General features: G+C 68.0%; 15 protein-coding genes and 1 pseudogene. 3 read left to right on the forward strand and 13 right to left on the reverse strand.

Features of this window, described 5'->3' with window-relative positions:
- Positions 1–528: 528 nt before the first annotated feature.
- Positions 529–1,479, forward strand: a complete 951-nt coding sequence (locus IE278_RS39915) for an AraC family transcriptional regulator (protein WP_189779926.1) — start codon at positions 529–531, stop codon at positions 1,477–1,479.
- A 973-nt stretch (positions 1,480–2,452) separates the two neighbouring features.
- Here the strand turns inward: IE278_RS39915 and IE278_RS39920 are convergent.
- From IE278_RS39920 to IE278_RS39965, 10 genes are all read right to left on the reverse strand, one after another.
- Positions 2,453–3,631 carry a Cmx/CmrA family chloramphenicol efflux MFS transporter gene (locus IE278_RS39920; protein ID WP_189779927.1) on the reverse strand — a complete coding sequence of 393 codons (1,179 nt, stop codon included), beginning with the start codon at positions 3,629–3,631 and terminating at the stop codon, positions 2,453–2,455.
- 610 nt (positions 3,632–4,241) lie between these two features.
- A complete protein-coding gene (locus IE278_RS39925; RefSeq protein WP_189779928.1) occupies positions 4,242–4,553 on the reverse strand; it encodes a beta-ketoacyl-[acyl-carrier-protein] synthase family protein in 312 nt (103 codons plus the stop codon).
- Positions 4,554–4,674: 121 nt separating this feature from the next.
- Positions 4,675–5,607 (reverse strand): SGNH/GDSL hydrolase family protein, encoded by a 933-nt coding sequence (locus tag IE278_RS39930; protein WP_246571607.1) that lies wholly within the window; start codon positions 5,605–5,607, stop codon positions 4,675–4,677.
- A gap of 196 nt (positions 5,608–5,803) precedes the next feature.
- Positions 5,804–6,475 (reverse strand): response regulator transcription factor, encoded by a 672-nt coding sequence (locus IE278_RS39935; RefSeq protein WP_189779930.1) that lies wholly within the window; start codon positions 6,473–6,475, stop codon positions 5,804–5,806.
- Between the two features lie 16 nt (positions 6,476–6,491).
- Complete coding sequence (locus IE278_RS39940; RefSeq protein ID WP_189779931.1) at positions 6,492–7,655, reverse strand: sensor histidine kinase; 1,164 nt, start codon at positions 7,653–7,655, stop codon at positions 6,492–6,494.
- A 106-nt stretch (positions 7,656–7,761) separates the two neighbouring features.
- Positions 7,762–10,014 (reverse strand): MMPL family transporter, encoded by a 2,253-nt coding sequence (locus IE278_RS39945; RefSeq protein ID WP_189779932.1) that lies wholly within the window; start codon positions 10,012–10,014, stop codon positions 7,762–7,764.
- A 285-nt stretch (positions 10,015–10,299) separates the two neighbouring features.
- Positions 10,300–11,781, reverse strand: a complete 1,482-nt coding sequence (locus tag IE278_RS39950; RefSeq protein WP_189779944.1) for a sensor histidine kinase — start codon at positions 11,779–11,781, stop codon at positions 10,300–10,302.
- Between the two features lie 32 nt (positions 11,782–11,813).
- Complete coding sequence (locus tag IE278_RS39955) at positions 11,814–12,518, reverse strand: response regulator transcription factor (RefSeq protein WP_189779933.1); 705 nt, start codon at positions 12,516–12,518, stop codon at positions 11,814–11,816.
- 48 nt (positions 12,519–12,566) lie between these two features.
- Positions 12,567–13,295 carry an ABC transporter permease gene (locus IE278_RS39960; protein ID WP_246571610.1) on the reverse strand — a complete coding sequence of 243 codons (729 nt, stop codon included), beginning with the start codon at positions 13,293–13,295 and terminating at the stop codon, positions 12,567–12,569.
- 146 nt (positions 13,296–13,441) lie between these two features.
- Positions 13,442–14,356: an ABC transporter ATP-binding protein gene (locus IE278_RS39965; RefSeq protein WP_189779934.1), complete on the reverse strand. Its 915-nt coding sequence runs from the start codon at positions 14,354–14,356 to the stop codon at positions 13,442–13,444.
- 621 nt (positions 14,357–14,977) lie between these two features.
- Here IE278_RS39965 and IE278_RS39975 point away from each other — a divergent pair.
- Positions 14,978–16,183, forward strand: a pseudogene (locus tag IE278_RS39975) (NF041680 family putative transposase); the annotation flags it as partial.
- 368 nt (positions 16,184–16,551) lie between these two features.
- Here the strand turns inward: IE278_RS39975 and IE278_RS43025 are convergent.
- Genes IE278_RS43025 through IE278_RS43035 form a run of 3 tightly spaced genes read right to left on the reverse strand, consistent with a single transcriptional unit; the run spans position 16,552 to position 17,036 of the window.
- Positions 16,552–16,674 (reverse strand): hypothetical protein, encoded by a 123-nt coding sequence (locus IE278_RS43025; protein WP_281403214.1) that lies wholly within the window; start codon positions 16,672–16,674, stop codon positions 16,552–16,554.
- A 58-nt stretch (positions 16,675–16,732) separates the two neighbouring features.
- A complete protein-coding gene (locus IE278_RS43030) occupies positions 16,733–16,855 on the reverse strand; it encodes a hypothetical protein (protein WP_265651761.1) in 123 nt (40 codons plus the stop codon).
- A gap of 58 nt (positions 16,856–16,913) precedes the next feature.
- A complete protein-coding gene (locus IE278_RS43035) occupies positions 16,914–17,036 on the reverse strand; it encodes a hypothetical protein (protein ID WP_281403215.1) in 123 nt (40 codons plus the stop codon).
- 225 nt (positions 17,037–17,261) lie between these two features.
- Between IE278_RS43035 and IE278_RS39980 the strand changes: the two genes are divergently transcribed.
- Positions 17,262–18,248, forward strand: coding sequence for a LysR family transcriptional regulator (locus IE278_RS39980; RefSeq protein WP_373312232.1), 987 nt, complete (start codon positions 17,262–17,264; stop codon positions 18,246–18,248).
- Positions 18,249–18,272 lie beyond the last annotated feature (24 nt).

The raw sequence follows: 18,272 nt of genomic DNA on the forward strand, positions 1-18,272 counted from the left end.
CCACATCTCGCGACCGCCTTGACATCGTCAATGGGCCCTTAACTTCGTGGCATTGGTCGATCATCTGCCGGTGGCAGTAGCCCTCCGGACACCGGCCTCGGCCCGCCGGCCAGCCCGGAACCGACAGTAGATCCCGCACCAGGACCCACTCGGAATCGCTCATGTCCGAGCCGTACCGGGGCCGGCGATCCGGCCGGCCGACCGCGTTCCCGAACCTGTGCGCGAGACGGTCACACCCACGAGTGGACGAACTTAACTCGGCAACCACGACTACGCGACACTTCAACAACAGGGCTTCTTGCTTCTCGCTGGGCTCGACATCCGCGAGCTACCAAGAGGCCCTTCTTCCATGCCCCCACACCGAACAACTCACCCGAACCAGACTCCTGTTCGAACCCCGTCGATCGCACGGCCGGAGAGAGCAACCAGTTAAGGGCAATTGTTCGGCGTTCGTTTGGCGAATACTCTCCATCTGTCATGTGGTGCTGAGCTGTTGTGGCTGCGGTTTCCGGCTGGACAGGGGCAACGATGAACTCACTGGTGTTCGACAGCGACGACTTGAGCCTGACGGAGGACTTCCTCAGCCGGGCCTACGCCCGTCTGCGCATAGGCCACAGCGGCGCCGACGGCATCAGGACCCGTATGTGCCGCGACGCCATGCCGTCGGTCACCGTGGACGAACTCGACTTCAACTACGAGATGAGCTACGCGGTGGCGCCGCTCGGCAAACTCACCATATGCGCAGTGCACGAAGGCGCGATCGCGGACAACACGTTCCATGGTGTCAAGGACACCTACGGCCCAGGTGACATCGCGGTGCTCGCACCGCCGGAACAGCCGTACTCGGGCCGCGTGCGCAGCGCCCGCTACAACGTCACGATGATGGACACCCACCTGTTGAACCAGGTCGCCGATGCCGAACCGTCGGGCGCGCCGGTGCGGCTGACCGGCCATCGACCGCATTCTCCCTCCGCCGCAAACCAGTTGAAGCTCCTGATCGCCCATCTGCGCGACCAGGTGCTCTGTGACCCGGTCCTGCGCGAGGAGCCGCTGATCGTCTCGGCCGCCTCGCAGATGCTGGCCGCGAGTGTCCTGGCGGCGTTCCCCCACTCGGCCCGTACCGACGCGGCGGCGCAGGACCGCAACGACGCCCATTCCCTCACCCTGCGCCGAGCCCTCGCCTATATCGACGACCACGCCGAAGAGCCCATCACCGTCGCCGACATCGCCGCCGCGGCCCATGTGACCATTCGTGCTCTGCAGTACGCCTTCCGCCGTCACCTCGACACCACACCCACCGCCCACCTGCGCTGGGTTCGACTGGGCCACGCGCACCGGGAACTGCGTGCGGCCGACCCCGGCACCGGTGTCACGGTGACCGGCATCGCGGCCCGCTGGGGTTTCCATCAGCCCAGCCGTTTCGCCGCCGCCTACCGTGCCGCGTACGGGGTCCTGCCCTCTCGCACCCTGCACACATGACAGGCGAGGAGTCGGCAGATCAACTGAGCTGAGCGGCCACATGGTTCTTCCGAGACGCTCAGGCGGCCGAGACTCGGTCTTGGTGCTCCGTACCGCCTCACCGAGGAGCTCGTGCCAACGGCATCACGAACCAGGAGGCATGTCCTCATGCCGTCGTGAAGAAACCGGAACTCGACCGGTAGCAGGGTCTGGGCCACCAGCCGAGCGGGGCGCCCTCAACTGGCAACAGGATCCGAATCGCCAACCGAAGGGCCGCCGTTGATGCCGTCGGCATGAGGTCCATGCTTCCTCCGGAACGGACCGGCGTGCTGCACAGTAAGCGAAACATCGGTCGGGCAATGTCCCGTGGACGAAACGCCGGCCGCCCTGTCGGCACGCTCAGCGCTGAGCATCGTCATACATGGCGCGGGGTGCACCTGACACACGCCGACACGGCAGGCCGCGACCGAGTCGACGCCGGCATCCACGGCCCGTGGCGCGAATCGCGGCCAGGGGCGCGGTAGCTTTCGCAGTCGGCCCCCTTCGACCGCAGTCGCCGAAGCGAAGACCGCCAGCCGAAACGGCTGTGACTGCGGTTTCGGTGCACCCGGGCGGGCAGGGCACCCACACTCGGGAGGCTGTCGCCTCTACAAACACGCCGACGGGGCCTGGGTGAAGCGCCCTGACCCCGTCTCAAAGTGTGCGCTGCGGACTACTTGTTCGAGACCCATGACCGCGCCGGCATCACCCGCGCCGAACGCAGCCAGCCGCATGGCCGCTGGCTGCTGTCCGGCTACAGCCTGCACGATTCCAGGGCTCTGGGCTGGCTCGCGACCGTACTACTCGTCACCGTCGTGCGGTTGGTGAACCTTCCCCTTGGACAGGCGGGCGCGGGAGACACCGGCCTCGGTGGCGACGTGTGCGATCGGAAGGGTGTTGCAGCGCTCCACAAGCCTTCGGCGTCCCCCGATGTTCAAGGGAGCGTTCGCAGGTGTCACCGGAGCACCTCGGTGCTCGGGTCGGCCGTGATGGCGGCGAGGAGGGGGAGCGCGATGAGCAACGCGACCGCGACGAGGAGCCCGCTTACCCAGAACGGCCCGAGGTCCCCGGCTGCGGTGCTGAGAGTGGACGCAGCGATGACGGGGCCGAGGGCGGCGCCCACGTTGAGCGCCGCGGTCGCATACGAGCCGGCCATGGTGGGGGCTCCCGCAGCCTCGTAGAGGACCCGCGTAATGAGCGTGCTGCCCAGCGCGAACGACAATGCGCCCTGCACGAACACGAGGATGAACAGGGCGACCGGCTCGCCTGCCAGCATCGCCAGGGCCGGCCAGCCGATGAGCAGCAACGGACCGCCGACCACGATGACGGGACCGGAATGCCGGTCGGACAGCCGGCCGGCGACGGTGACACCCACGAAGGAACCGGCACCGAAGAGCACCAGAGCGACAGAGATCCACAACTCGCCCAGCCCGGCGCTGTCGGTCACCACAGGGGCCAGGAAGGTGAGACTTGCGAAGGTTGCCGCATTCACCAGCGCGCCAAGCAGCATCACCAGAATCAACCGCATTCGTGTGAGCTGGGCGAGTTCCGCGCGCAACGCCGGCCTGCCGGTCGCCTCATCGTCATCCCGTCCTGCGGGGATTCCCTTCAGGACGCCGAGAGCTGCCGGCAGGCAGAGAGCGGCGACAGCCCAGAATGTGGCCCGCCAGCCGAGCAGCGTGCCGAGCACCGAACCACCAGGGACACCGGCGATCGTGGCCACCGTTGTGCCTGACAGCAGCACAGCCAGCGCACGTCCCTTCCTGTCGGGTGAGACCAGCGTGGCCGCAGCCGTCAGAGCGACGGCGAGGAACCCCGCGTTCGCGAGCGCGGCGACGACCCGGGTGGCGAACAGGACCGGGAAGCTGGTGGTCATGGCGCCCACGGCATGAGCTGCCGCGAAGGTGAGGATGAACCCGAGAAGGCTGGAGCGCCTGGGCCAGTTACGGGCAAGCGCGGCCACAAGAGGGGCACCGACGATCATGCCGACCGCGAAGGCCGAGGTGAGCGTGCCGGCTGTCCCGACGGTGACATCGAGTTCTGAGGAGATGTCCGGCAAGAGGCCGGCGAGCATGAATTCCGAGGTGCCCATGGCGAAAACCGCCATGGCAAGCAGGTACAGCGGGAGAGGCATCGAGTGGCTCCGAGGTGAGGACAAGCACGAGAGGGTCATCTCGTCACCGCGGTCAGCCCCAAGGCATACTCGCCCAGCCGCAGAATGCGGCGTGACGACATTGCTACGAGCTCAGTGGTTCAGGGGGCTGACGGCGTGACCGAAAGCCCCCACCTTGTCCGACTCAGGACTCGACATGGCCCGTACGCTACCCGACCGACGCCCGTCGAAGCATCTTGGTTTCACCGACATCGGCCTGTGTCACCAACGTCATGTCCCGCAACGACTGGCACAGGCCGTGAGGAACAGAGTAGGACCGCGGATGCCGCGAAGACGGCGGTCGGCACAGACGCATTCACGGGAACCCTCGGAGAGCTGGGTTTGGGCATTCCGGCGGCCGAAACCTCCTAACCGGCCGAGCCCTTGCGGGGGAGCGGGCCAGATCAGAACGCACCCTGCCAAGAACGTCAGCGCAAGGGGACGGTGGCCTACTGCGCGCATGATCTGGAGGAGTGGGTCGCGCTTGTCCGTGACAGGTCCGGCTGCCGTTCGGTGTTTCGCTCCATGCGATCCGATGTCGGTGCTTTCCATCCAGAGAGCGCGGATCTGCGGGCTCGGTGTCGCTGGTGGGCTATGAGATGCGTTCCAGGAGGATGGCCATGCCCTGGCCTCCCGCGGCGACGACGCTGATCAGGGCGGTGGTGAGGTCGTCGTGGCACAGGTTGGACAGGGCGGTGGTGGTCAGTCGGGCGCCGGCCCGCGCGTAGGGTTCGCCCAACGCGATCGAGCCGCCGTGCGGGTTCATGCGCTCGGGCTCCAGCCCGAGTTCGGTGCAGTAGGCCAGGATCTGGGCGGCAAAGGGTTCGTTGCCGGCGACGGCGCCGACGTCGGCCAGGGCCAGGCTGGCCCGGCTCAGGACGGTCCGGGTGGCAGTGACTGGCACTGGGCCCTCGGTCTCGGCGGTGGCCAGGATGCGGGCGAGCGGGGGTGTGGCCGTGAGCGCGGGCGTAGGTCTCGGACATGACGATGACCGCTGCGGCTCCCAGTACGTGATCCAGCCAAGCTCACTGTGTTGCCCTCATGGCGCGCAGGATAATCTGTGTCATTCCGCGTTGTCCGCGAGCGTTGGGGTGTACCGGTGCGGCAGGGCTACTGGGGATCAAGGGCTCGATCCATCGTGTGTCCTGGGCTGAGCAGACGCTGTGCTCCCGGGATTCGGTTTCGGTGTCCACATAAGTGGCGCCGGCTGTTCGCGCCTGTTGCCGCAGGACCTTGTTGAGCTGGTCCTCCGTCTCCCGCAGGTAGGCGATATCGCCGGGAGCGAGGGGAAGGGCGCGTCGGCATCCCGTGCCGCCGGGCGGCAGGATCGCGGGGTAGCCGACGATGTAGAGGTGCGCCCTGGGCGCACGCCGCCTGATCTCTCGCATCAGGTCGGACAGTACTGTTCTCAGCGCTGTCATCCGCTGCTGCGTACTGTCGGTGCCGTCCTCGACGTAGCGCTCTCGGCAGGGAGCGTCGACCGAGACGTCCTTGATGCGCGTGATGAGCTTGTACGCCGCTCCCATGGTGAGGCAGCGGGTCAGCATGCTGCCGAAGCCGATGTCGTTGCCTCCGATGCCGACGGTGACGAGCCGGGTCCGGCGGGACAGGGCGGAGAGCTGTGCGGGGTTGCGGCCGTCGTCGGTGGACTGAGGCGAGGTGAAGTCCGCTGTCGTCGCGCCGCTGCAGCTCATGTCGCGGAACATGCCCGGTTCGAGCTTGAGCTGGGCGGCGAGCAGTGCCGGGTAGTTGTGGTCGGAGCGGTCACAGCCAGCGGGTTTGCCGCTCTGCGCTGGTATGCGTGGACCGGAGGTGTAGGAGTCACCGAGGGCGACATAGGGGCCTTGCAGGTTGCTGTCCCCAGCGGTGTCGCTGTCCTGACGGGTCTCGGTGACGGCGGCGGTCAGGACTACGACGGACAGGAGGATTCCGGTCAGGACGACGCGTAGGTGAGTCACGATGCCTTGTGTCCCCTCTTCTGGGTGGGCTTGATCGGTCAGAGACAGGGCATGCCTGGGCCTGTGAGAGCGGCAGTCCGGACAAGGCATGGCAGCCCTGTTGCGGCGTGCAGGGGCGGTGGCGGACAGGGCGAGGTCTTGGGCGACTTGGCGGCGTCGCTGGGGGGTCGGTGAAAGGCACCGGTCGCCTCGTCTGTCACCGCGGCGGTTGCATCAGGCCGGACTGGTAGGCGAAGGCGACGAGTTGCGCACGATCGCGGGCGCCCGTCTTGGTTTTGGCCCGCTGGACATGGGTGCGGACGGTCAGGGGGCTGAGGAAGAGTGCGTCGGCGATCTCGTCGTTGGATTTGCCCTCAGCGACCACGGCCAGCACCTCGCGCTCTCGCGGAGTAAGGCTGCTGAATCGTTCGGGGGCAGCGGCGACGGAGCCGGTCATGGGCAGGGCGAGGAAGCGGCTGATCAGTGAGCGGGTGGCTACGGGTGACAGCAGGGCGTCACCGGCGGCGACCGTGCGGATGCCGTCGAGGAAGGCGTCGGCAGTGGTGCTTTTGCCGAGGAAGCCGCTCGCACCCAGGTGCAGGGCCTGGGCGACATGCTCGTCGGTCTGGAACGTGGTGAGGATGAGGACGCGGGTGTCCTGCAACTCCCTCTGGTCGCAGATGGCGGCGGTCGCGGCCAGTCCGTCGGTGCCGGGCATGCGGATGTCCATCAGAACGACGTCCGGGCGGTGGAGGCCGGCCAGCGTGATGGCCTGCTGGCCGTCGGCGGCCTCGGCGACGACCTCCATATCGTCACAGGAGTCGATCAGCACCCGGAAGGTTGCTCGCAGCAGGGCCTGGTCGTCGGCAATCAGTACGCGGATCGGCATGGAACGTACTCTCTGCTCAGGTGCTGATGGGAAGTTCGGCTGTGACGGCGAAGCCGCCTTCCGGGCGGCGCCCCGCACGAAGGCTGCCCCCGGCGGACTGAGCGCGTTCTCGCATGCTGAGGAGGCCGAAGCCTCCGCCGGGCGCCCGCGGGGGCGTGATCGGACTGCTGTCGTTGCTCACGGTGATCGTCAACTGTGCCTGGCCGTAGGCGAGGTGGACATGTGCCGTGTTCACCGCGGCGTGTTTGGCAACGTTGGTGAGCGCTTCCTGCACGATCCGGAAGGCGGTCAGGTCCACCCCGGCCGACAGGGGCTTCACGGGGCCTTCGACAGTGATCGTGATGTGCAGTGCGGCGGCGGCGAAGGCGGCGACCAGGTCGGGGAGCCGGTCGAGTCCAGGTGCGGGGTTCAGCGATTCCTCGGCGGTCTCGGGCTGGCGCAACAGGCCCACGGTTGCCTCAAGTTCGCGCAGCGCTGCCGTGGTCGTGCCGGTGAGTTCGGTGAGGATGCGGCCGGTCTGCGCGGGACGGGTGGACAACAGGTGGGCGGCTGTGTTGGCCTGGGCGTTGGCGAGGGCCATGTGGTGGGCCACCACGTCGTGCAGTTCCCGGGCGATACGGACGCGTTCTTCGATGACGCGGCGTTGTGCCTCCTCATGGCGGGTGCGTTCGGCGTCCTCGGCGCGTGTGCGGACGGTGTCCATGTACGCGCGGCGCGCTCGCACGGCCAGTCCGTGCAGGATGGGCAGCAGGATCCAGAACGCCAGGCTCACCGCCTCGTTCGCCCAGGGCTCGTCCTCCGCATCCCAGCGCAGGGCAGTGGGCACGAGGATGACGGCAACCAGGAGACCGTAGAGACGGATGGCTTGCTGAGAGACCTGGAGAGTCAGTTCGTACAGGGCGACGATGACCGGGAGCAGCAGAAGGGGTCCGAAGGTGCTGCCCTGGGCACCTGCGGCGGTGGTGCCGAGGGTGGTGAGGACGACAACGGCGCCGGGGTGTCGGCGGCGCGCCAGCAGGCTCGTACAGGTGACTGCCGCGAGGGCGAAGCCCGGCCACCACAGGGTGTCGTCGCCGGCCCGGCGGTACTGGTTACTGGTGGCCGCGTAGACCAGCAGGAGGAAGGCCGCTTCGACCAGGCGGGGATGGCGGTCGACGCGGCGTCGCAGGCGGGTGACCATGGTTTCTCCGAGCAGTGCCGTGACCGTGGGGTGAGGAAGTGGACGGAGTGGAGGCAGGTCCGGGCCGCTCCGGGACTGGGGTGGAGCGGCCCGGTCGGTACGTGCGTCAGACCGTCACGGAGGCCCGTGGATCGTCGGCGGGCAGATCCTTCGGCGCGGCGACCTGCTGGGTGAGTGCTTCGCCCTCGACGTCGACGCGGGGCATCAGCCGGTCCAGCCAGTGCGGCAGCCACCATGCCCGGTTGCCGAGGAGCGCCAGGACCGCGGGCACAAAGGCCATACGGACGACGAAGGCGTCGAAGAAGACGGCACTGGCCAGTCCGAAACCGACCATCTTGACCAGGGATTCACCGCCCGTCATGAACCCGCCGAACACCGCCATCATGATCAGTGCTGCTGCCCCCACGACCTGGGCGCTGTGCCGGAATCCGGTGACGATGGCCTGGCCGGGCCCTTCTCCGTGGATGTGTGCCTCCCGGATCCGGGAGACGAGGAAGACCTGGTAGTCCATGGCGAGGCCGAAGACGATACCCACCAGGAAGATGGGCATGGTGCTCATGATCGGGCCGGTTTCGTCGACGCCGAAGAGGCCTGCTCCGTGGCCCTGTTGGAAGACCGTGACGATCGCGCCGAGGGCAGCGCCGACGGACAGCAGGAAACCGAGCGCGGCTTTGAGCGGCACCAGGATCGAACGGAAGACCAGGGCCAGGAGGAGGAAGGCGAGGCCGACGACGACCGCGAGATAGGGAATGAGGGCGTCCTGCATCTTCTGGCCCACGTCGATGTTCAGGGCGGTGGTGCCGGTGACCTTGAAGTCGGCGCCGGTGGAGGACTCCACCGCACCGCGCTCGCCGCGGATGGTGTGCACCAGGTCCTGCGTCTGCCGGCTGGTGGGTGCGGTTGAGGGGACGGCGGCGATCACCGCTGTGTCTTTGGCCTCGTTGAACCGTGCCGGGGAGACGGAGACGACTCCCTTGGTGCCGGTGAGCTTGTTGGAGACCGCTGTCACGGCCGCCTGCGGGTCCTTGGCCTCCTTGACGTCGACCACCACGGTCAGCGGGCCGTTGAAGCCCGGGCCGAAGCCCTCGGCGAGCGCGTCGTAGGCGCGGCGCTCGGTGGTCGCGGTCGACTTGGCCTCATCGCCGGGCATGCCCATCCGCAGGTCCAGCGACGGCACCGCGAGCGCTCCGAGGCCGATCACCGACAGGAGCAGGACGGGTAGCGGGCGGCGCACCACGAACTGCGCCCAGCGAACGCCCCGGGGGGCCTTCGTGGTGGTACCGGCCGTCCTGGTCCTGCCGACGAGGCTGAGGATCTTGGTGCGGGAGCGGCGTCCGCCCTTGCGGTCACGGCGTGAGAGCACCGCGTTCGGCCAGAAGCCCAGGAGTGCCGGCACCGCGGTCAGGGCGATCAGGACTCCGACCATGACGGCGCCTGCCGAGCCGATGCCCATCTTGCTGAGCATCGGGACGCCGATGACGGACAGACCCAGCAAAGCGATGACGACGGTGAGTCCGGCGAAGACGACCGCGCTTCCGGCCGTACCCACGGCCAGGGCCGTCGCCTCCTGCGCCTGGTGTCCCTTGGCCCGCTCCTCCCGGTAGCGCGAGACCACGAACAGGGAGTAGTCGATGCCGACGGCGAGGCCGAGCATCATCGCCAGTTCACCGACCGTCGAGGAGAATCCGAAGGCACTGCTCACAGCGGTGATTCCGGCCAGGCTGATGCTGACGCCGAGGATGGCGGTGAGCAGGGGGAGGCCGGCGGCGGCGAGTGAGCCGAAGGTGATCAGCAGAACCACTGCGGCGACGAGAACGCCGAGTACCTCACCCAAGCCCTGCGCGGCTTCGGTCTCCAGCGCGGAGCCGCCGACCTCGACGGTCAGGCCCGCGTCCCGGGCCTGCTCGACCGCCTTGGTCAGGTCCGTCTTGCTGGCGTCGGTGAGATCGTCGCCGGCGACCTTGTAGGTGACGGTGGCGTACGCGGTCGACTTGTCCTTGCTGACCGCGTTCGTGTCGAAGGGGCTGGCCGCGTCGGCGACCTGCGGCCCGTCGGCCACCGCTGTGACGAGTTCACCGATGGCCGACCGGCCGGCGGCGGAGGTGATCTGCCGGCCGTGCTCCGCGACGAACACGATGCGGGCCTCCGCACCGTCCGCTTCGGCGCCCGGGAACCGCTCGTTGATCAGGTCGAATGCCTGCTGGGACTCGATGCCGGGCAGGGAGGAGGAGTCCTCCGACGCCTCGGATGCGCTGGAGGCCCCGAGAAATACAGCAGCCAGTACGGCCACCCAGGCCAGCACCACGGTGCGGCGCCTTCGGAAGGCCCAGCGGCCCACCCGATGCAAGAAAGTCGCCATGAAAGACATCTCCATATCTGGATATCGGGAACGTCATTCACCCTGCCGGGCCGGCCGTATTTGCGTCGTCGGCCGCATCGACGATCCCTTGTACTCAAAAACAAGCAGGGCCCGGCCGGGGGTGTGATATCCCGCCGGTAGTCCTCCTGCGATGAACGGCAGGAAGCCGCGCAGAACAGGACGGCGGCACCCTGGCGGAGCACGCCATCGGTTCTTTTGAAAGTGCTCGGTGTGTCGGTTACCACCCCGCTGTCCGCGACAGCGGACCGACGGGCTCGGGCGATCTCAGGAATGGCCGACGGAGCTGTCGGAATACAACGGCAGCAGGACGCGGAACGTGGTGCCCTCCCCAGGCTGAGAGCACACCTCGACACGGCCTTGGTGAGCGGTCACCAGGGAGCGGACGATGGACAGGCCGAGCCCGGCACCGCCGGTCTGTGTGCGGCCGCGGGCGGTGTCGGCACGGTAGAAGCGGTCGAAGACGTGGGTGACCTGTTCGGCTGTCATCCCTGGTCCCTCATCGCTGAGTTCGAGGACGGCCCGGTCCTGCAGAGTGCCGACGCCGATGCGTACCGGCGTGCCGGGCGGGGTGTGGGCGATGGCGTTGCCGACGAGGTTGGAAGTGACCTGTCGCAGGCGTGACTCGTCGCCCAGAACCGGGGCGCCACCGGGCGGGCCGCCGCCCGGGCCGGTCAGGGTGACGGGACGGTCGGGTGCCATGGCCCGCAGGTCGTGCAGGGCGTCGGCGGCCAGGGTGCGCAGGTCCATGGGAGTCAGGCGAAGGGTCAGATGCGCATCGGCGGAGGCGTCTTCGTCGAGCCGGGCGAGCAGCAGCAGTTCCTCGACGATGCGGACCAGGCGGGCTGCTTCACGTTCGATACGGCTCATGGCGGCATCGACGTCCGTACGCTGGGGCATGCCGCCCATCCGGTACAGCTCGGTGAAGCCCTTGATGCCGAACAGCGGGGTGCGCAGTTCGTGGCTGGCGTCCGCGATGAAGGTACGCATGCGCGCGTTGGTGGCCGCGCGGGCGGCGTCGCCGGCTTCGATGCGGTCCAGCATGCCGTTGAGGGCGGCGGACAACCGGCCCAGTTCCGTGCGCGGGGAGGCCGGCTGCGGAACCCGGCTGGACAGGTCCCCGCCAGCGATGGCAGCCGCCGTCTTCTCCACGCGCCGCAGCGGCCGCAAGCCGGCCCGCACCGCGAACCAGGCGACGACGCCCAACCCGATGAGCACCACCGCGTCGATCACCAGCATCCACACGCCCAGGTGCCGGATCGTCGTATGGACCGGAGCCAGGGAACCGGCCACGACGACGCTGCCGCCCTTGCCCGCCTCACTGTCCTGAGTCGGGGTCAAAGGAGTAGCGATGACAAGCCACTCTTCGCCGTCGCCCTGGGCCGCCACCTGGAAGGGGCGCTGTTCGTGGACGGTGACCGCCGCTGTGTCGAGGACGGGAAGACGTGGGGTGCTGTGCGTAGCCGGACGCAGCGTACGCCGCAGTTGCCCCTCGGAATCGAGGTAGGCGACATAGACGTCGCCCGTCAGGTCGCGCTCCACTGCCTCGCGTAGCTCCGGTGCCGTCTCACCGGGCACGTCTTCCAGGTTCGACAGCCGCGCCGCCGTCGCGGCAGCGGCGCGCAGCCGGTCTTCCAGTTGGTGCACCAGTTGCCGCTGCAGCAGGGTGACGAGTACGGCGTTGCTGGCCAGCAGGGCGGTGACGACGAGCAACAGCGTGATGGCCACGACCCGCCCGCGCAGCGACATCTGGCTGATCGGCCGGCGCGGGGAGGCGGTACTCACGCGCGGGACCTGCGCAGCACGTAGCCGGTTCCCCGCACCGTGTGGATCAGCTTCGGTTCCGCGATGTCGATCTTGCGGCGCAGGTAGCTGATGTAGGACGCGACGATGGAGTCGTCACCGTCGAAGTCGTAGTGCCAGACCTGGTCGAGAAGCTGATGCCTGGACAGGACCTGGCCGGCGTTTTCCATCAGCACGCGCAGCAGACTGAACTCGGTCGGAGACAGTTGCACCGGCCGGCCGCTGCGGGTCACCTGGTGGCTGTCGGGATCGAGTTGCAGGTCGTCGACCACCAGGAGCCCATCGGGCCGACGGCCGCTGGTTCGGCGCAGCACGGCCTGGATGCGCAGGATGAGTTCCTCAAGGTTGAAGGGCTTGGTGACGTAGTCGTCCCCGCCTGCCCGCAGACCGCTGATGCGGTCCTCCGTCGCGTCCCGGGCGGTCAGAAAGAGGATCGGCGGCTGCCCGATTCCCAGACGGTAAGGGTCCTCACGCAGACGACGTGCCACCTCGAAACCGTCGAGGTCGGGCAGCATCACATCGAGGACGATCAGATCGGGTCGGTCGTCGCGGACCGCTTCCAGGGCCTGGCCGCCCGTCTGGACCGCGGTCACCTCGAAGCCGGCCAGCCGCAAGCTGGCGGACAGCAGCTCACACAGCGTGGGCTCGTCCTCGACCAGCAGCAGTCGTTGTGTCGTCGCCATGGCACCTGTCCTCGACCGATGATCTTCTGTCTTCACTGTCCCGCCCCGCTACGCGTCACGCTTGCGGAAGACAGTGAATGCCGCCACCATCAGAACCGCCACGGACCCCACCATGACGCCCACCCCTGCCCAGGGACTCAGCAGGGCGGGGTCCTGATAGCTGGTAATGATCTGTCCGCCCGCGATCGGCGGCCAGTACTTCGACACCCAGTCGCCCAGTTCTCCGGGCAGGGCCGGGGCGAATGCCTGAACAATCAGCATCACCCCGAACAGTGTGGTCACCGTGGCCGTCGTGGAGCGGATCACCGTTCCCAGAGCCAGTCCGAAGAGCCCGGCCAGTGCCAGGTACAAGCCACCACCGAAGATGCCGCGCCACGCCACGCCGTCGGAGAGCGCCAGGTGCGGAGCGCCCGCCCCGGACAGCGACGCCTGCCCGACCACAAACCCGGCCAGCGACACCGCGATCCCGACCGGGAGTGCCACGCCCACCAGCACCACGGCTTTGGATGCCAGCACCCGTGCCCGTTGCGGAACCCCGATCAGAGTGGGGCCGATCGTTCGCGCGCCGTACTCAGAGGTGATGACCAGACCGCCCAGCAGACCGAGCGCGATCTGCGCGAGCAGGTAGCCGCGCAGACTGGTGGCCAGCGGGTCGAACGACGCCTGGTCCGCGGGGCTCAGGTCCGCGAACTCGCTGCCGGCGGACGAACCGTTCAACGCGGCGAGTCCGAGGCAGAACGCCAGGGTGCCCAGGATCACGTACAACGTCGACCGCATCGTACGAATCTTGATCCACTCGGCGTGCAGGCAGTGCCGGAAGGTCGCCCTCCCGTCCCTCGCACGACGCGGTCGCGGCTGAAGACGGAGTACGAGCGGGCGCCGGCGGGCTTTCGTCGCCCTAAAGGTTTGCGTGGTCGAACGTGTCATCGGCTCGTCTCCTTCTCCGACTGGTATTCCACCGCATCCCGGGTCAGATCCATGAACGCCCTTTCCAGCGACACCTGGCGCGGAGCAAGCTCGTGCAGCTCCACTCCGTTGGCCGACGCCAGCGCGCCGATCTCGGCGGCCTCCAAGCCCGTCACCACCAGAGCGTCGCTGCTCTCGGTCCGCACCTCAACGGCTGCACCGAGCATGCCGCGCAGTTCCTCGGCCTGAGGGCTGCGGACAAAGACCTCACGCTCGGAGTGAGCCTCGATGAAGCCCTTCATCGAGGTGTCGGCGATCAGCCGTCCCCTGCCGATGACGATGAGGTGGTCGGCAGTCAGCTCCATCTCGCTCATCAGATGGCTCGACATCAAAACCGCGCGTCCTTCCGCCGCCATCCTGCGCATCAGCGAGCGGATCCACACGATGCCCTCCGGGTCCAGCCCGTTGAGCGGCTCGTCGAAGACCAGCACCGGAGGATCACCCAGCAGAGCCGCCGCGATCCCCAACCGCTGACGCATGCCGAGGGAGAACGTCCCCGCACGTCGGCGGCTCACGTTCTCCAAGCCGACTTCCGCCAGCACCGCCTTGACCCGGCCGCTCGGGATCCCATTGCCGGCCGCCAGCGCCAGCAGATGGTGATACGCGGTGCGGCTGGGCAGCACCGCGCCCGGATCCAGGAGCGCCCCGACCTCCTTCAGCGGCGTGGGCTGCGCGACGTACGGCCGCCCACCCACAGTCGCAGTCCCGGAACTGGCGGCGTCCAGGCCCACGATCATCCGCAGAGTGGTCGACTTGCCGGCACCATTGGGCCCCAGGAACCCCGTCACTTCCCCAGGCCGGACAGCGAACGTCAGATCGTCCACGGCCAGGACCTCGCCATAGCGTTTTGACAGGCCACGTACTTCGATCATCGAGACTCCAGACTGGCGGTGGTGCACGCGGCCCTCGCGTGCACCACTCACTGTCCGCCGCCGCCGTGAACCGGATCTGGACGAACATGAACGTCACATGGGAATGCCAAGCCTGTGACCTGCGAAGACCCGGCAGGCTGCGCCGGGGGACCCTCTGACTCACATGAAACTCACATGCTGGCCTCCGGCCGTGCAGCCATTGATGGCCGCCCCCGCGCGGCGAGCAGGCCCTGCGGGAAGAGTCCGGCGTTGGTCGGCCATGGAACGCAGGTGGCCTTGCTAACGGGCGATAAGACGGGATCACCCCTGGTCGTCGTCCAAGCCGATCAAGTCGCCGTCCAAGTAGATGAAGCCGAGGTCTGCAAGGGCTCCGAGATGAGGCGACAGCCTGCGCGGCGGAGGCCCTCACCGACTGACACTTCACCGACAGGCTCCCGGCCGCGGCCGCGGTCTCCCGACGCGGCACCGCATGCCACCGCCCGGCTGGCTCCCCTGCGACACCCCGACGGCCACCTCGGCAGGCACTTCCTCCTCGGCCAGCACCGCCACGGCAACTCGTTCGGCAACGGGTCGAGGGTTTCGCGACGGCCGGAATTCATGCCTGACCAGCGGGATCAGCGGGCCTTGAACCACGGCCGTCTCGACGCCGATGCCCTGCGTGACCTGCTGATATCGCTGCCGATGCCACGTTTCGGCGAGCGGATCGTGCTCACCGTGGACGTCTCCCCGTGGCTGCGTTCGGACGCGGCTTGTTCGCCGGAGCGACTGTTCTGCCCCGTCCACGGCCGTTCCAAAGCAGCCGCGCAGATCATCCCGGGCTGGTCCTACTCGTTCGTCGCCGCGCTCACTCCGGATCGCACCTCGTGGACGGCGGTGCTGGACGCGGTCCGTCTCGGGCCCGAGGACGAGGCGATCGCGGTGACCACCCACCAGCTCAGGCAGGTCGTGGAACGTCTGATCCGTGCGGGCCAGTGGCAGCCCGGAGACCGGGACGTGCTGGGGGTGATGGACGCGGCTACGACGTGATGCGCCTGGCCTGGCTCCTGTCCGACCTGCCCGTCGAGTTGGTCGGACGCCTGCGCTACGACCGCGTCCTGCGGCTGGCGAAGCCGCCGCGCGTCTACGACCCGAAGGGCGGCCGGCCACCCAAACACGGACCGGAGTTCCGCCTGGCGAAGCCGGAGACCTGGCCGGAGCCGGCGGTGATGACCATGAACGACACGCCCCGCTACGGCAAGGCCGAGGCCCGCGCCTGGGACCGGGTCCACCCCCGGCTCAGCCGCCGCTCGGCCTGAATCGAACTGGACGGCGAACTCCGCCTAGGTAAGGGCACGTTGATCCGTCTCAAGATCGTCCACCTGCCCGGCGACAGGGACGCGCCACCGGTCTGGCTATGGTCCTCCGCGACCGGCACAACCCCGGACGATGCCGACTTCATCTGGTCCTGCTACCTGCGCAGATTCGACCTGGGGCACACGTTCCACCTGTTCAAACAGTCCCTCGGCTGGACCCGCCCCCGGCTACGCGACCCGCAGGCCGCGGACCGGTGGACCTGGCTCGTCATCGCGAGCCCACACCCAACTCCGCCTCGCGCTCCCGCTCGCAGCCGACCAGCGCAAGCCCTGGGAGAAGACCACCCGCACCGGCACCTCGCTCACCCCGACCCGCGTCCGACGTGGGTTCAGAAACATCCGCCCTCGCCTCGGCAGTCCGGCCCGTGCACCCAAACCCACCCGGCCGGGGCCAGGACGACCACCCGGCTCCAAGAACCGGCACCCCGCCACCCGCTACGACGTGGGCAAGACCGTCAAGCGCTCCGAGACGCTGATCACTCTGCGTGACAGTCGACACTGCGTGACAGCCGACGACAAGGAACAAGCTGAGCTGAAGGCGCAGGTGTGGCTGCCCGCCGACGCCAGCCGCCGGCCGCGCGCGATCGCCGTCAGCACCGGTCTTGAGCCGGAGCAGGTCCTCGCCCAGCTCGCCGACCGGGACACGCAAGACGCCAGCCGCCGGCTGACAGCCAGGCCCGCTCCTACGCTGATGGGCTCGGGGCGCTTCGCGGAAGGCGTGCAGTGCCCCGCACCCTATGGTCGGGTGAGGTCAGCTTCGGACTGGTCCGCGCTGAACGAGGGTAAAGGGCCCACCAGCAAGCTGACGGGCCCTCATACACAAATCGAGCTAGTGAGTGCCTTTTACGGGTGGCCAGGCCCGCCGCCGCAGCAGGCGACGGTCTGGGTCTGGTCGGCATTGGCGAAGGGTGCCACCGCGAGCACCGTGGCCAGTGCCACGAACAAGCCGAGTACGGATCTACGCATCACAACTCCTTGCCGAGGAGAAAACCTTGGTCCAGCGCTTCCGCTGGCGAGGGCCCTGTTACCCGTGGCCGGGCATGCCGCCGCAGCAGGCGACGGTCTGGGTCTGGTCGGCACCGGCAAGCGGTGCCATCGCGAGCACCGCGGCCAGTGCCACGAAGAGGCCGAGTACGGCTTTACGCATCTACTTCTCCTTGTAGAGAGGGAAACTTGCCCCAGTGCTTCCGCTGGCGATGGTCCCGTTACGGCTGGCCCGGCGTGCCTCCGCAGCAGGCGACGGTCTGGGTCTGGTCGGCACCGGCAAGCGGTGCCATCGCGAGCACCGCGGCCAGTGCCACGAAGAGGCCGAGTACGGCTTTACGCATTTACTTCTCCTCGTTGAGGGGGAATGTTGTCCAGCGCTTCCGCTGGCGAGGGCCCTTTGTTAGGAGCGCCCGTGCCACCAGCAGGCGACAGTCCCCGGGCGTTGCCGGAGGAACCGGTCACCAGCCCTGCTCAGAGCTGGTGGACCGTCAGGCTGATCAGTGACGCCGTCGACTATCACATGGTCAGCACAGGGGTGTCATCGGACCAGGGGCACAGGATGCCTGGTGATCGATAACATGCTCCTTATCGCAGCACGCTGGAGAGTGAAAGGGGGCTTCTTTGTGGGGGTGTCCGTATCGAAGGAACCGAGCGTTCATCAGCTTCGGCTCTTTCTCATGCTGAGCGAGGAACTCCATTTCGGGCGTGCTGCCGCGCGCTTGTTCATCACGCAGCCGGCACTGAGCCAGCAGATCAGGGAGCTGGAGAAACGTCTGGGGGTACGCGTGGTGGAGCGCACGAGCCGGACGCTCACGCTCACCGAGGCAGGGCAGGCCCTGCTCCCCGAAGCCCGCGCGGCGGTCACGGCGGTCGACCGGTTGCGACGCGTAGCCGACGCGCAGCTGCGACAGGTCTCCGGACGACTCGTCGTGGGAACCATGGGAGCCGAGGCATCCATGGCGCACACCCGTGCCGTACTCAGCCTCCTGCAAGACCGCCACCCCGAAACGACCGTGCAGCTGGTCAACCTCGCGTTCGGCGACCACCTCGCCGCGCTGGCACAGCAGGAGGCCGACGTGGTTTTCGTCCGTCCTCCGGTGACGGACGACATCGAACTGCACCACCTGGCCACGGAGCCACGCGTGGCCTGCCTCTCCACCGGGCATCCCCTGGCGAGCCTGCCCCGCCTCACGCTAGCTCAGCTCTCCGGCGTTCCGGTGGTCGACATGCCCGAGCAGGTTCCGCGACTGTGGTGGGACTTCTGGGCGGTCGATCCCCGCCCCGACGGCAGCCGCGTCAGCTATGGGCCGGTAGTCACCGACATGGAATCATTGCTGCACACGGTGGCCGCCGGAGAGGCAATGTGCTTCCTGCCGAACGCCGCCCGTGAGTACTTTCCACGTGCGGGCATCAGATACATCGATGTAGTCGATCTCACCCCCTCCACATCCGCCCTCGCCTGGCTGCGGCGAAGACGTTCCGAACCCACCATCAGAGCCATCCGGCACGCTGCCCAAGAAGCCACGATCCGGGGTTACAGCGAAGCCATCTGACGCTTCTGAGGCTTCGAGGTGCCG

Source organism: Streptomyces tauricus (assembly GCF_014650955.1).
GTDB classification, from domain to species: domain Bacteria; phylum Actinomycetota; class Actinomycetes; order Streptomycetales; family Streptomycetaceae; genus Streptomyces; species Streptomyces tauricus.